Here is a 14,147-nt window from a genome sequence, read left to right as displayed (position 1 = left end):
ACCCCAACTTTCGTTGAGGTTTTTTTGTGGGCCCACCTGGGCTCGAACCAGGGACCAAAAGATTATGAGTCTTCTACTCTAACCAGCTGAGCTATAGGCCCGGCAAAATCGTTTGATTTTGAGTTGCAATGTTACAAATTTGTGTTCAAATTCGGAAAATTTTTTAACGAAAAGTATCAAAAATTTTTTAATGACGCTTCAAATCACTGTTTATCAGTTTGTTTAAAACAGACTAAAAATTTAAAATCATCTTTTTCACAGCATTATTGTAACTTAAACGCTTTTAAAACCGATATTAAAGCTAAAAATAATCCAATAAAATGATGAAATGGTTATCATTGTAAACCGAAATGTTTACAGTTGTAAACTGTTTAATTATCTTAAACAGACTTTAAGCTGTAAAACTAATTTGAATTAATAATGTTGTTAGCTCAGATAAAAGCAATTTGTACTGATGAAATATTCCGAGATTCAAAATGAAGCCAAACAATACGTAAGCAATTATTTTGAAACCCATAAAGATGTTAGGTTGGCGTATCATAATGCGCAACACACTGCTGAAGTTATCCGGGCAACCGAGCAAATTGCAAATCATTATCAGTTAAATGAGCGCGATTATTTTATTGTTGTTTTGGCGGCTACTTTTCATGATGTGGGTTATTTTGAAGATGCAAAAAACCACGAGCAAAAAGGTGCCGAAATTGCTGATGTTTATTTGAAAAATAAAGGGATTCCACAAGATATTAGAACGGAAATCTCCAATACGATTTTAAGCACCAAAATACCTCAAAATCCAGCCAATCTGTTGGAAAATATTTTATGCGATGCCGATTTATTTCATTTAGGAACAGAAGAATTTCGTGATAGAGCAAAATTAATGCACAAAGAGGTTGAACTTATTTGTGAGCGGAATATTAGCAAAAGCGACTGGCGTAAAAAAGATTTAGACTTTTTAGAAAAACATCATTACCATACCGATTATTGTCAGTTGTTGCTGAACGACCAAAAACAAAAGAATTTAGATAAGATAAAAAGCAAATTAAAAGTAGAAGAGCCTCAAATAAAACCCGAGGCTGTAGTTATAGAATTAAAACCAGTAGAACCAGAAACGAAAAACGAGAAAAAAAACAAGCGAGAGCGGCCCGAGAAGGGAATAGAAACCATGTTTAGGATTACATCTGCCAACAATCAGCGGTTAAGCGATATGGCCGATAATAAAGCTCACATTCTCATTACCGTTAACTCAATCATTTTATCGTTAATTGTAAGTTTACTGCTCCGCAGACTCGAAAACAACAGTTTTTTGATGGTGCCAACTTTTATGTTACTCATTGTAAGTCTGGCTTGTGTAGTGGTATCTATTTTATCTACGCGTCCATCCATTCCTTCGGGTGTTTTTAACGATGAAGATTTAAAAAACAAGCGTGTTAACTTATTATTCTTCGGTAATTTTTACAAAATGCCACTCGATAATTATGCCAATGGTATGCGCCAGGTTATGGGCGATAAAGAGTTTTTATATGGTACTTTAATTAGAGATGTGTATTCTCAGGGCGTCGTGCTCGGTCGGAAATATAAGCTGATTAGGTTGGCCTACAATATTTTTATGTTCGGTATTGTTTTATCTGTGCTGTCGTTTATGGTAGCTTATTTGTGGTTTGGGAAAGATTAGTAAAATGACAGAAATTGGTGGTAAGCAAACGTATTTTAACCGCGACATAAGTTGGTTATATTTTAACGATCGGGTATTGGCAGAAGCAGAGCGAGAAAATGTTCCAGTTTTGGAAAGAATAAAATTCTTATCTATTTTCTCTTCAAATTTGGATGAGTTTTATCGCGTTAGGATGCCAGTTTTATTGGCTTTAGAAAAGCTGAGTAATAAAGTGGGCAATGCGATTGAGGTTCATGAAGATTTATTACTATCTGCATCTAATTTAATTACCAAACAGCAAATTAGATATGGAAAAACACTAACGCAGTGTATCATTCCGGTTTTAAAAGCAAATAAAATTCATTTAGTTTATAATGAAGCTTTTCCTCAACAAATTTTAAAAACTGCCGAGCATTACTTTTTAACGCAAATCCTTGCATTTCTTCAACCCATAAAGCTAAATGCAACAAGTAATTTCTTCCCAAATAATAACGAATTATATTTTTTAATTACCATTAAAACCGGGGCGGATGAAATCATCTACGTTTTAAATATTCCTTCAGCTACGCTAAAAAGATTTTTTAAAATAAAGGTTGATGAAATTACGTTCGTCGCTTTTTTGGACGATATTGTACGAAATAATTTACATCATGTATTTCCCTGCCAAGTAATTACGGGCTGTTACAGTTTTAAAGTTACACGCGATGCAGAGATTGATTTAAAAGACGAATATCCAGGAAGTTTATCAGATCAAATTGAAGCGCAATTGCAAAAACGCGATTTTGGTTTCGCTACCCGTTTTCTTCATCAACCGGGCATACCCGAAAATACTTTAAAGCGAGTAAAGAAAATTTTCAGCCTAAAAAAAGCGGGTATAGTGGAAGGTGGAAATTATCATAATTTAAAAGACTTTTTCGATTTTCCCATTCACGACGAAGTTTTAAGTTTTCAGCCTTGGCCAAAAATTAATCGGTTAAAAGAGGCTGAAGGTACTATTTATGAAAATATACAGCATCAAGATTTAATTGTACACACGCCATACCAAGCCTACGATAGCGTTTTAAGGTTCTTTAATGAGGCTGCAATAGATGCAAACACCAAAGAGATTTACGTAACACTTTACCGCGTAGCGAGCGATTCTAAAATTGTAAATGCACTAATCAGCGCCGCTAAAAATGGTAAAAAGGTTTTTGTTTTGGTGGAGCTAAAAGCCAGGTTTGATGAGGCCAACAACATTAAATGGGCGAAAAAAATGACTGCTGCAGGCGTAGAAATTGTTCACAGCGTTACCGCACTTAAAGTGCACGCCAAAATTGCGTTGGTTAAAAGAGAAATTAATGGTCGGATGCATTATTCGGGGCTTTTAGCAACCGGTAATTTTAACGAAACAACAGCTTCTTTTTACACCGATCATATTTTATTTACCACCCATGCTGGTTTATTGAGAGAGGTTGAATTGTTGTTCATCTTCTTAGCTAAAAGAACCAAACCAACGTCAAAAAATTTAATTCAATTTCAGCATTTATTGGTGGCGCAGTTTAATCTGCAAGATCGGTTTTTGGCGCTTATACAACGAGAAATCGAGTTCGCCAAAGCTGGTAAAGAGGCTTCGATAACGATTAAATTAAATAATTTAGAAGAGAAAGTCCTTATTGATAAACTTTATGAAGCTTCGCAGGCGGGCGTAAAAATTACGTTGCTGGTTAGAAGTATTTGTTGCTTAATCCCGCAGGTTGTAGGGCAAAGCGAAAATATTAAAGTAATTAGAATTGTTGATCGATATTTAGAGCATGGCCGCATTTTTGCATTTAATAATTTGGGCAAGGTAGATGTGTTTTTAGGATCGGCCGATTGGATGAACAGAAATATTTACCGTAGGATAGAAGTGTGTTTTCCAATTTACGATGCCAAAATTAAACTTGAAATATTGGATATTTTAAATTTGTCGGTAACAGATAATGTGCAGGCCGTTTTTATCGATGAACATTTAAACAATATTCCTGTTGTTAATAGTAGTTTGCCAAATCAATCTCAATTAAGTATTTATAAGTTGTTAAGTAAAATGTAGTTCTATGTTAAATCACACAAATAATAGCGCTTTAAAATTAATAGTTGCCTTCGGTATTTTTACAGCAATTTCTTGCGTTGAAGCTAAAACCGAAGCAACTTTGCCGGGCTACGATTTATCAAAGCCTATAAAATATAATATGCCTCAACGGTTGTTCGAAATTTCGGGTATCGCATTTGTTAACGGCGACCCATCCAAAGTTTACGCCATACAAGATGAAGAGGGTTACTTGTTCAGTTTAGGGTTAAAAGATAAAGAAGCAAAGCTTTCTAAATTTGCTGGCAAAGGCGATTACGAAGATTTGAGCATTTCCAATAACCAAGTAATCATCTTAAAAAGCAATGGCGAACTGCATACCATGCCACTAAGCGGTACCAATGGCGATGAGGCAACGAATGTTCAGGCGTTTAAAGGCTTGGTGCCAAAAGCTGAGTATGAGGGTTTATATGCCGATGAACAAGCGAATACTATTTATGTGCTTAATAAGCAAAGTAAGGCGAGTAAAGACACACCTATTTTTAAACTAAAATTGGCTGCGGATGGCGTTTTAACACCTGCAGGAGAATCGTTAATTGCCCACAGCGATATTGTTAAATTTACGGGCGATAAAAAATTCAAATTCCACCCATCTGCGTTGGCAAAAAATAAGGCAACTAACGAGTGGTTTATATTATCATCGGTAAATAAAATGATCGTGGTAACGGATGAAAATTTTAAAATCAAGGCCGTTTATCCGTTAAAAGGCGGTTATTTTAATCAGCCCGAAGGGATTGCTTTTGATAAAGATCAAAATCTATACATTTCAAATGAAGGTGGAACCCTACAAGCAGGTAATATTTTAATGTTTAAACACCTACAGAAATAATTGCGCTACAATAGTATCAAATAAAAAAAAATGCTCAAAAAAATTACGTTTATAGTTGCTTTTATTTTAACTCACATTGTTGTTTCCGCACAAACCGACAGCATAAAATATAGGGTAATTTTAATCGGCGATGCCGGAGAAATGAACACCTTGCAAATGCAGGATTTAAAAAATGCCGCCCAACAGGTTATTCCGAATAAAACTGCCGTGTTTTTTTTGGGCGATAACATATATCCAACTGGTATGGGTTTGTCTGGTACTGCGAGCGAAGCGGAAGGGCAGAAAATTTTACAATCTCAGTTTCAACCCATGCGGGCGATGGGCGCTTCGGTATATTTTATCCCCGGTAACCACGATTGGGACAAATCTGGCCCTGATGGATTAGCGAAAATTAAAGCACAAGGTGATTATTTACGTGCGCAAAACGATCCGCTTTTAAAAATGATTCCAGAAGATGGTTGCCCTGATCCGGTTGCCATTAAATTAACCGATAAACTTACCGTAGTTGCTTATGATAGCGAATGGTGGCTATTTCCGTATAATAAAAATAATCCGATAGCCGATTGCGACTGCCATACCAAAGACGAAATAGTGGTAAAGATGAAAGATTTGCTCGACCAAAATTTGGGTAAAACGATCCTTGTCGCATCACACCATCCAATGCAGAGTTACGGTTCGCACGGTGGTTATTTTACTTGGAAAAATCATTTGTTTCCACTTTTATCACTAAAAGATAATTTATACATTCCTTTACCCGGCATCGGTTCATTATATCCCCTGCTTAGGAGTAGCTTGCTTAGTCCCGAAGATTTGAATCATCCTGCTTACAAAGATTTGATTAAGTCTGTTAACAGTGTTTTTGGTGCTTACCCTAATGCTGCTTTTGTTTCGGGGCACGAGCATGGTTTGCAACTTATTCAAAGTAAGCAACTGCAAATTGTAAGCGGTTCGGGCTCAAAAGCATCGCCCAATAAGTTTGGAAAAAATACCTTATTTCACGAAGAGAAACAAGGTTATGTTATTGCAGATCAGCTTTTAAACAACGATATGCGATATACATACTATATCTATGCAGATAGCGGCGCAAAAAAGGTTTACACCTACATAAAACCTTTTGTAAAGCTTACTCAAAAGGATATCACACCAATTAAACCCATCATTGGCGACAGCATTACCATTAAAATTAATACCGCTTATGACAGTGTGGGCAAGTTTCATCGTTTCTTATTTGGAGAGAATTACCGAAAAGATTATGCGTTAGCAACTAAGGTTCCTGTTTTGCGGATGTCGCAGTTTAAAGGTGGTTTAACAGCAACCAAACTTGGCGGTGGCAATCAGTCAAAATCGTTAAGATTGGTAGATAAGGATGGCAAGGAGTGGGTGTTGAGATCTGTTTTAAAATACCCCGAAGTTTTATTGCCTGCACAATTGCGAGAAACCTTTGCCAAAGATATTATTAGAGACAATGTATCTGCACAGCACCCTTTTTCTGCCTTGGTGGTGCCAGAACTGGCGAAGGCTGCGGGTGTGCCACACAGTAATCCAATTATCGGTTATGTATCTGCTGATCCAGGTTTGGGCGATTTTTCGTCTGTTTTTGCCAATACGTTGTGTTTGCTGGAGGAGAGAGAGCCTACTGGCGAATCGGACAATACCGCCAAAATGATGAAAAAATTGGTCGATGATAATGATAATACTTACGATGGGCCTTTGCAGGTAAAAGCGAGGGCGTTGGATGTTTTAATTGGCGATTGGGATAGACACGACGACCAATGGCGTTGGAAAGAAGAGAAGACAGATAAAGGTTCCAAATATTCGGCTGTTCCCAGAGATCGAGATCAGGTTTTTTATCGTTCGCAAGGTTTAGTACAACGATTTGCCCAGTCTTCTACATTACTGCCGATGATGCAAGGTTACGAACGAAATGTTGAAGATATTAATTGGTTTTTGTGGGAAGGAAGGGAGATAAATACAAAATACTTTTCGGAAATTGATGAAAAACAATGGGATAGTATTGTAGCCGAATTTTGTGCGTCGATAACTGATGAAGTGATGGAGAAAGCATTGCTAAAACTTCCGACAGTGCAGTATGCGTTACGTCATGATCAGTTTTTGGATCAAATGAAAAAAAGGCGCGCCACCTTGCCTAAAATGATGAATGATTATTACCATTTTTTTAATAAAATAGTTGATGTTGAAATGTCTGATAAAAATGAATCAATTCATATTAATGATACACAAGATGGTGGGTTGGCGATAAAAATCAATAAAATATCCAAAGAAGGGGAGCTTAAGAAAGTAATTTATAAACGAATTTTTGATCCTTTAGTAACGAAAGAGATTAGAGTTTACATGCATAATGGAAATGATAGCTTAATTTTAAATAACAAAACATCTAACATAAAATTGAGAATTATTGGAGGCAAAGGTAAAAAGGTTTATAATGTGGCTAATGCCGAAAATAGGGTAATCGTTTATGCGAAAGGGTATAAGGCTCAATTTAATGGAGATGCGGTAAATAAATTATCCACTCGTTTATCAAACGATACGGCAAATGTTGGTTACGCCCCGAAAGATATTTACAAAAGATCATCGTTAAATTTAAACGCTGGTTTTAATACAGACGATGGCTTGCTGGCGGGTTTAACGTATCGGATAACTAATCCAGGATTTCGAAAACATCCGTATGGAAATTCTCAAACAGTTTCTTTTTTACATTCGTTCGCTACCACAGCCTTTAAATTTCATTATACTGGCGAGTGGTTAAAAGCTTTGGGTAAAGGTGATTTGATTGTTAAGGCAGATGCCTACGCGCCAGACAATACACAAAACTTTTTTGGTTATGGAAACGAATCAAAATTCGACGAGCATGGCGACGACATTACTTATTACAGGGCACGTTTTAATATTTACCAAATAACACCACTAATTCGCTACCGCAGACCAAAATCATCGTTTAGTTTTGGTCCAACATTTCAATATTATAAGTTTGATAAGAGCGATAATTTTGGCAGATTTATAAACAATAGCAATGAATTACATTCGTACGATAGTTTAACTATTACAAATGATAAGATTTTTGCAGGTGCTGTTGTAAATTTTTCAAACAATACGCGAGATAATGATTTGTTACCTACGTTAGGTAGTTTCGTTAATTTTAAACTGATTTTGAATAAAGGTTTAAATAAATATGCTAACGATTATGCACAGCTAAATGCCGATATCGCCATCTATAAAAACCTGGATGGGCGCGCAAATTTAATTTTGGCCGATCGATTTGGCGGTGGCATTACCATCGGGAAGCCTGCTTTTTACCAAGCCCAATTTTTGGGCGGTCAAGGTAATCTTTTAGGGTTTAGGCAATTTCGCTTCGCGGGGCAAAATAGTTTTTATAATAATTTAGAATTGCGCTATAAATTGGGCGATTTTGTGAGTTACGTTTTGCCTGGCCAAGTTGGATTATTAGGCTTTTATGATGTTGGTCGTGTTTGGGCAAGCAATGAACAGTCTGATCGTTGGCACCAAGGTATTGGCGGAGGTGTATATTTTGCGCCCGCTTCGTTAGCCGTATTGCAGTTTGTTATGGGCCACTCTAGCGATGGATGGTATCCTTATGTTTCAATTGGGTTTAGATTTTAAAAGTTTATCCTTTTCACATTTATCAGCAATAAGCAACGCATAAATTGCCAATTTTTAAGGCGATTTTTCCTGAATAAATATTGACAAGTGCAGCGTAATAATTATATATTTTTGCAGAAAAACATTACAATGAATACCAAGGTAATTCGGCTGAACGATAAAGAGAGTGTTCATTGCCAAATTGATTCTAGTTTGTCTTTTAGGCCTTTAGTGGCGCATTTAAAAGGAAGATTAAAAACTGAACAATCTTTAAAATCAGAATTTTATAGGTTTTTATTAGACAAGATAGAACGAGAGGATGAACTGTTGGTTAGCAACATCAATCCCGAAGAACTTACAGCATACAGCGACACACTAGAACTTATTTTTACTATTTTAACGCCATTAATGGCCAATAGCGAAGATTTATATTGGGCTTTGAGCACACCCATTCCCGATAAAATTTTCTTTAGCACAGATACATTTTACAATTTTTTTCAAGATAGAAATCCTAAAAGTAAAATCAATAAAAAAGAAGAATCTTTAGATCGGCAACAACTGCGATTTATTTATCGCATTATTTTAGAACGTTTTTACAAGTTTAGTTCTGTTTTAAAAAATGAGATTATTTATGCTCACTCGCACCCCGAAACCAATTTAACACAGTATTACAATATCCACACCGACACGCAGTTTGTTGATATTAAGTATGTGGGTTCATTGCCCGAAATCAATTACGAAAAACTTGGTTATCATTTTCAAGAGGGAGATGAACTTGAATTTTTAGAGAAAACGTTGCCTCTTAACAATTTTAGTTTTGAAGGTTTTACAGTTATTTCGTTAAGCGATATTACCGTAGAACATGCCTTACTTGGGATTAGAAATGTGCTAGTCGACCATAATTATCAGAAAGAAACATTTAACCAAATTAGCCAGGCACTTAAAACAATTGGCGGTAATAGTAAAATTGATTTTGGTTTAATGCCTTTCTTAACCGTAAATGGTAAATTGGTATTTGATAACCAAGAGTTTTCTGACAGTAAGCTAATTAATGCGACAAGAGAATTTGCCCTTGCGGAAGATGTTTTTTTTGCACAAGTAGATGCTTACAAAGAAAATCCTCGTTCTATTTTCGTTAAACGTATAACGGAAGATTTGGCGTTGAAAGATCCATTTTTAAAGGTGCTTAAGCAAGCAGGTATTTCGTCTTATTCGGTTTTGCCGGTTTTTAACAATAACGAATTGGCAGGTATTATGGAAGTATATTCTAAAAGCGAGTATGCTGTAGATGATAATTTACGCTCCAAACTGCAACCCGCCATGCCTCTAATCGGTCAGTTTTTTCAATATAGTATTGATGAATTTGGTACAAAAATGGACGCAATACTAAAGGATAAATTCACTGCTTTACAACCTTCAGTGCAATGGAAATTTAACGAAGCAGTTTGGAGATACATTAAAAACAATAGAAATAAAAGAAAAACACGAGAGATAGAAACGGTTTCTTTTAAAAATATGTATCCTCTTTTTGGGGCGATAGATATTAAAGATTCTACTGTTGAACGTAATTTAGCATTAAAAGAAGATCTTCAATTACAGCTTAATAAGCTTTTAGAAACGCTAAAGAAAATCAAATCGTTGGTTCATTTAGAGCTTACCGATAAAATACTCTTCGATTGCAATGAGTGGCTAACCCGGATTAATAGCCTAACCTCTACCAACGAAGAAAATTTATTGATTGAGTTTTTAGAAACACAAGTTTATCCATTTTTATTGTTGATAAAAACCAGTCATCCTTCAAAAACAAAGGTTGTGGATTTATACTTCGAAAGCATAGAAAAAGAACGCGGTTTATCCTTTAAAAATAGAAGAAAATTGGAGGTATCTATGCAAATGATTAACTCGGAAATTAACCAGTTTTTGGAGCAGGCACAAGCAAACCTTCAGGCTTCTTATCCTTGTTATTTCGGTAAATTTAGAACTGATGGCGTGGAGTATGATATTTATATCGGCCAGGAACTTGCACCAGATAAATCCTTCGATACACTTTATTTAAAAAATATTAGGTTATGGCAACTTACTTCTATGGTAGAGATCGCACGGATTACCAAAGGTTTAGTAAATGAAATGCCTCGACCGTTACTTACCACCCAACTTATTTTTATCCACTCCAATGCTATAGATATTAGTTTTAGAAATGATGAACGTAGGTTTGACGTAGAGGGTGCATATAATATTAGATATGAGGTAGTTAAAAAGCGTATTGATAAGGTATTGATTAAAAATACGGCAGAGCGATTAACGCAGCCCGATAAAATAGCAATGGTTTATTTCAATGCTGATGAAGCCAAAGAATACGCCGATTACATTAAGTTTTTGCAAGATCAAGATCTGTTGAACGATGATTTGGAATTTCTGGAGTTGGATGAGCTGCAGGGTGTTGCAGGTTTAAAAGCGATAAGAGTAGGGGTTAAGTATGTGAGCGGAAATGATTAAAAGGTATGCTAGCCTGCCTTTGATAATCGCACAATTAACAGGATGACTTCGCAACTTTAAATATGCCACCACCTTCGGGGGTTTTTATTCCGCGTTTATTAATGCAACAATAATTTCATCCCTTCGGGATTTTTTATAAATGATATTTATGATTTTAGTTGTAAATTTTATTGGCATTAAATAACTTTCGGTCTAGTTGAGAATAATCAAGTCCGTAGAACTGATATTATTATAGAATCTATAAATTATTAAGCGGATTGAACCCGTAATAGTTGGTATTTTTTCATTCGCAACTTTAAATATGCCACCACCTTCGGGGTTTTTATTCCGCGTTTATTAATGCAAAAATAATTTCATCCCTTCGGGATTTTTTATGATTTTTATTTGAATTTGTAAATTTTATTGGCATTAAATAACTTTCGGTCTAGTTGAGAATAATAAAGTCCGTAGGACTGATATTATTGTAGAATCGATAAATTGTTAAGCGGATTGAACCCCGTAGTGGGTGATATCTTTTTTTATTTGCAACTTTAAATATGCCACCACCTTCGGGATTTTTAGTGCGCGTTTATTAATGCAACAATAATTTCATCCCTTCGGGATTTTTTATAAATGAAGGCCGTTCAAAACATCATCCCATATAAAAAATATAAAAACTAAACATCAATACTTCAAATCCCCATTCTTAAACAAATCATAAGCTGTTTGATACTGTGCAATGCCTTCATCAATTAAAGATTTAGGAAATTTAGCCTGTATCTGTTCATTTTTAGTTTTATTGTAAATGTAAGTTTCAACCTTTCTCTGCGGACTTAAAATTACTAAGCTATCCGATTTCATATACACCAGTTTTTGGTAGGTCCCTAAAACTACTCTCGGTTGGTAAGAAGCATCTAGAACGTTTTTGCCATAAAAATTACTCGTGTAGCTCCAACCCATCAAGCTCCATAAAGTAGGAAAAAGATCTAGTTGAGATGACATTTTTTTAATGTTCATTGGTGCAATATTTTTCATATTCAAAACCAAACAAGGAATTTGATATTTAGATATATCGATTTCATTTTTACCGGCGCTACTTGCACAATGATCGGCCACAATAATCACAATAGTATTTTCAAACCAAGGTTTACTTTTAATATTCTTTAAAAACTCACCAATGGCAAAATCTGTGTATCTAACAGCGCCCTCTCTACTGCCTTCGGGTATGGCAATTTTACCTGCAGGATAAGTAAACGGCCTATGGTTGGATGTCGTCATGATGAAATTGTTAAACAATTTATGTTCTTTAAACTTTTGATCGGCATCTTTTATCGCAACATTAAATATGTCTTCATCGCAAATGCCCCAAGCATTCTCAAACTTCACTTCACCATCGGTAATAAGCGTTCGGGTACCATCAAAACTTTCATTCAATAATTTTCTGCCTCTATCTACAATATTGTATCCATTGTTTCCGAAATAGTGGTTCATGTTATCAAAATAACCATCACCGCCATAAAAAAAAGTATCGGTGTAGCCTGCTTGTTTAAAAACGTGCCCAGTGGTAAATAAATGTTCGTTATTATCTCGGCGCACAATACTACTGCCTGGAGTAGGCGGTATGGCTAAAGTTAAAGCTTCCATTCCTCTAACTGTACGGGTTCCTGTTGCGTACATGTTGCTAAAGAAGATACTTTTATCGGCTAAAGAATCCAGTACAGGCGTAAGTTTTTGAGTGTTGCCATAATGTGCTAAAAAATCGGCGCTTAAACTCTCCACCGTAATCATCATTATGTTTGGTTTATAATTAGAATTATTCCCTTTAATGGTTCTTTTTATAGAGAAATCATTTTTATCAAATGTAGTATTAGAATCGATTAACTGTTTCCTAACCAATTGATAAGCTTCTTTCTCATCTATTAGCCTATAGAAATTGTGGTAATTTAATTCGTTGTTTCTAAAGGCCGCAAAAAACGAATAAATCCCATCCTTGCTCAATTCATTATCATATCTGTTTGGACTGTTATCTGCCCACGAATTTTTCACAAAAAGTAAAAACAACACTGCAATAGCGATAAAGCTGCCCGAAATAATAATACGTTGCCTAAAAGGAGTTTTGCTGTTGATACTTTGTTCGAAAACGCCTAATCTTTTAAATAAGTAAGTGATGGCAACTGCCAGAATTAGCATCCCAGAAATTAAAAGCGGCAGCGGATAAGATTCATTAATGTTGTTAATTACCTCGTAGGTATAAATTAAATAATCTACGGCAATAAAATTGAAACGACTTTCAAACTCTTGCCAGAAAGTTAATTCAGCAAAAAACGAAAATAAAGTAATCATCACCAAAAGAAAAAATATACCGATGGTTAATAGCTTACTCCATTTCTTTTGATAAAAACGGTTTGGCATTAACAAAAGATAAACCGCATAGAAAGTGAGTATTATCAAGCCAGTGCCTAAATCGAAAAATAAACCTGTAAAATATATTTTTAGTATGGATAACAACCCAAAGCTCGTCGTTTTTAAAGATGCAATTAGTAAAATTGTTCTAACGATGAATGATGCAATCGTAAAATAACTTAAAAACGCAAAAAATGCGCCATATCTTGATTTAAATATTTGCATAGTGATTTAATTTTAAGACTTTAATTGTCTTAATTATTTTATTGTGAAAATTATTAATTAGTCTCCGTTTTGCAATTATAGTGAAAATGAAACAAAAAAAGCGTTTCAACTTAAAGTTGAAACGCTTTTAAAAAGTTTATAATGTGGAAGTTTTACTTCGTCTCCGCTAAAAACTCATCAGGGCTATTTTGTACCGTTGTAGCATAAAATTTATCTATAGTTAATTTTGATGTTTTAGTTTTCGCTAAGATATAGTTGTCTGTCACACCATCTAATTTTAGGTTAGCATTATCATTTAAAACAGTGTATAAACCTGTTGTTTTAGAATTGATTTCTGCGGTGGCATTATCTTTTAAAAAGATTTGAAGATAGTTTAAGTTTAGTTCTCCATAATTTTTAACCTTTGCATTTCCTGAAGCGTCTATTCTGTAAAAATCGTTTACATATAAGATCAGTTTTGCAGTTTCTGTACCAGATGATGTAATGGTAAGGATATTGCCTTCTTTTACAACTTTTGCTTTCCCTAAGTTTGATTCATCGTAAACCAAACCCTCTATTTTATTTTGTACAATTAATAACTCAACATCGCCACTTACTAAAATTCGTTTAAAACCATTATCTAAAATAATTGCTCTAGGCGCTTTTACTTTTACCGCTGCGGTACTTGTGAAAGCCAGACCTGATAATGAAAAAATAGTTAATCCTGTAAGAATGATGTTTTTAAGTTGAGTTTTCATGATTTTTGATTTTAAGTTTTAAATAATTGATTTCTTTATGTTTTGTAGTTAAGAGCAAATTCTGGCGAATTAGTTTCAAGAGAGATAGCGATTTTATACAAGAAT

The 14,147-nt window shown here is 35.0% G+C and carries 7 protein-coding genes and 1 tRNA gene; 5 read left to right on the top strand and 3 right to left on the bottom strand.

Translation table 11 applies throughout. The features are described from left to right. Positions 1-27: 27 nt before the first annotated feature. Positions 28-101 (bottom strand) — tRNA-Ile (locus EZJ43_RS11040). 353 nt (positions 102-454) lie between these two features. Between EZJ43_RS11040 and EZJ43_RS11035 the strand changes: the two genes are divergently transcribed. The 5 genes from EZJ43_RS11035 to EZJ43_RS11015 all read left to right on the top strand — a co-directional run bounded on the left by EZJ43_RS11035 (position 455) and on the right by EZJ43_RS11015 (position 10,698). Further along, complete coding sequence (locus EZJ43_RS11035) at positions 455-1,672, top strand: Pycsar system effector family protein (RefSeq protein WP_133262776.1); 1,218 nt, start codon at positions 455-457, stop codon at positions 1,670-1,672. Between the two features lie 4 nt (positions 1,673-1,676). Beyond that, on the top strand, positions 1,677-3,719 hold the full coding sequence (ppk1, locus tag EZJ43_RS11030; RefSeq protein WP_133262775.1) for a polyphosphate kinase 1: 2,043 nt from the start codon (positions 1,677-1,679) through the stop codon (positions 3,717-3,719). Positions 3,720-3,723: 4 nt separating this feature from the next. Then, positions 3,724-4,584 (top strand): SdiA-regulated domain-containing protein, encoded by an 861-nt coding sequence (locus tag EZJ43_RS11025; protein WP_133262774.1) that lies wholly within the window; start codon positions 3,724-3,726, stop codon positions 4,582-4,584. A gap of 30 nt (positions 4,585-4,614) precedes the next feature. Continuing rightward, positions 4,615-8,223 (top strand): BamA/TamA family outer membrane protein, encoded by a 3,609-nt coding sequence (locus EZJ43_RS11020; RefSeq protein WP_133262773.1) that lies wholly within the window; start codon positions 4,615-4,617, stop codon positions 8,221-8,223. Between the two features lie 129 nt (positions 8,224-8,352). After that, a complete protein-coding gene (locus EZJ43_RS11015; protein WP_133262772.1) occupies positions 8,353-10,698 on the top strand; it encodes a GAF domain-containing protein in 2,346 nt (781 codons plus the stop codon). Between the two features lie 663 nt (positions 10,699-11,361). Here the strand turns inward: EZJ43_RS11015 and EZJ43_RS11010 are convergent. Both EZJ43_RS11010 and EZJ43_RS11005 read right to left on the bottom strand, forming a co-directional pair. Continuing rightward, a complete protein-coding gene (locus EZJ43_RS11010; protein WP_133262771.1) occupies positions 11,362-13,305 on the bottom strand; it encodes an LTA synthase family protein in 1,944 nt (647 codons plus the stop codon). Positions 13,306-13,457: 152 nt separating this feature from the next. After that, the gene (locus EZJ43_RS11005) at positions 13,458-14,042 is read right to left on the bottom strand and encodes a hypothetical protein (protein ID WP_133262770.1); all 585 of its coding nucleotides are present in this window, start codon (positions 14,040-14,042) and stop codon (positions 13,458-13,460) included. Positions 14,043-14,147 lie beyond the last annotated feature (105 nt).

The organism is Pedobacter changchengzhani, assembly GCF_004354365.1.
GTDB lineage: Bacteria > Bacteroidota > Bacteroidia > Sphingobacteriales > Sphingobacteriaceae > Pedobacter > Pedobacter changchengzhani.
Note: the sequence above shows the minus strand (reverse complement) of the source record. Positions and strands in the feature narration are given on the sequence as shown.

Bases quoted from the DNA above. Each gene is read 5' to 3' on its own strand.
- EZJ43_RS11035 (WP_133262776.1), top strand. From the start codon at position 455: ATGAAATATTCCGAGATTCAAAATGAAGCCAAACAATACGTAAGCAAT.
- ppk1 (WP_133262775.1), top strand. From the start codon at position 1,677: ATGACAGAAATTGGTGGTAAGCAAACGTATTTTAACCGCGACATAAGT.
- EZJ43_RS11010 (WP_133262771.1), bottom strand. From the start codon at position 13,305: ATGCAAATATTTAAATCAAGATATGGCGCATTTTTTGCGTTTTTAAGT.
- EZJ43_RS11005 (WP_133262770.1), bottom strand. From the start codon at position 14,042: ATGAAAACTCAACTTAAAAACATCATTCTTACAGGATTAACTATTTTT.
- EZJ43_RS11025 (WP_133262774.1), top strand. From the start codon at position 3,724: ATGTTAAATCACACAAATAATAGCGCTTTAAAATTAATAGTTGCCTTC.
- EZJ43_RS11020 (WP_133262773.1), top strand. From the start codon at position 4,615: ATGCTCAAAAAAATTACGTTTATAGTTGCTTTTATTTTAACTCACATT.
- EZJ43_RS11015 (WP_133262772.1), top strand. From the start codon at position 8,353: ATGAATACCAAGGTAATTCGGCTGAACGATAAAGAGAGTGTTCATTGC.